This is a genomic window from Enterobacter cloacae complex sp. IR5459 (genome assembly GCF_049238005.1).
GTDB classification, from domain to species: domain Bacteria; phylum Pseudomonadota; class Gammaproteobacteria; order Enterobacterales; family Enterobacteriaceae; genus Enterobacter; species Enterobacter hormaechei_C.
Map to the genome: position 1 here is coordinate 1 of NZ_JBMKIG010000067.1, position 866 is coordinate 866.

General features: G+C 50.6%; 2 protein-coding genes. Both read left to right on the forward strand.

The genetic code is table 11. From position 1 onward, the window contains the following. On the forward strand, positions 1-456 hold a 456-nt coding region (locus tag ACOTX4_RS25960; RefSeq protein WP_227801982.1), incomplete at its 5' end, for a hypothetical protein. A gap of 107 nt (positions 457-563) precedes the next feature. Next, positions 564-797 (forward strand): phage exclusion lipoprotein Cor, encoded by a 234-nt coding sequence (cor, locus tag ACOTX4_RS25965; protein WP_017382566.1) that lies wholly within the window; start codon positions 564-566, stop codon positions 795-797. The last annotated feature ends 69 nt before the right edge of the window (positions 798-866 follow it).

The window sequence follows — 866 nt, forward strand, 5'->3', positions numbered from 1 at the left end:
AACACCATCACGATTGATTTTCTCAGACCGAATGCAACCGGCACAGCGTACGTTTATTTTTTCTCTATTTTCCCGCAGACAAAGCCAGACTACGGGCTGGCCGTGTGGGATGCTTCAGGGACGCTGATTTTAACAAACGAAACGCGCACGCTGAGCGATGTTGTCACCCTCGGTACCGCCGGGGTGGATGCCAGCTCAGGATACAACATCAATACAACTCTGGCGGGGAAGTGGGCCTGTATGCCTGCCATGCTGGGGCTAATTACCGGGGTTGTATCCGCCGGCGGTCAGCCGCAACCCTACTCGGCCATATACAAGAGCATGGCAAAGCTTGAGGGAAGCAATACGCGGATATTCGCCAGGCCGCAGACAACCCCCGGCGGCAACCTTCAGAACGTTGCGTATTCGAATCTGAGGAACGTGATTATGGCCATTAACTGCGCCAACTATGATTGATCGTTTTTAGCGATCAATTTTGAATAATTGATCTATCAAATCAATTATATCCCGTTGATTCATATTGTTATTGTGTAGCTTCATGAATGCCCTGGGATATAACCACTATGAAAAATATGATTCTTTGCCTGGCGGTAGCGGTATTGCTCTCCGGTTGCGCTGGCGTTATTGAGAAGCAGCAACCCGTATGCACCGGAACAGCCCTGGTCGGCGGACAGGAAAGCAGCGTCCAGATCTACGGAGTCCGTAAACAAAACAATCAGACGCAGTACCGCGCCGGTTATCCCTTTAACTGGTCATGGGTGAGCGCCAACACGTTCACCAGCACCACCTGCCACTAACCCATTCAGTTTTGAACAAACCCCGCTCCGGCGGGGTTTTTTATTGCCTGGAGAAAACATGATTTATAC

Excerpts from the sequence above, each read along its gene's own strand:
- cor (WP_017382566.1), top strand. The coding sequence starts at position 564 with ATGAAAAATATGATTCTTTGCCTGGCGGTAGCGGTATTGCTCTCCGGT.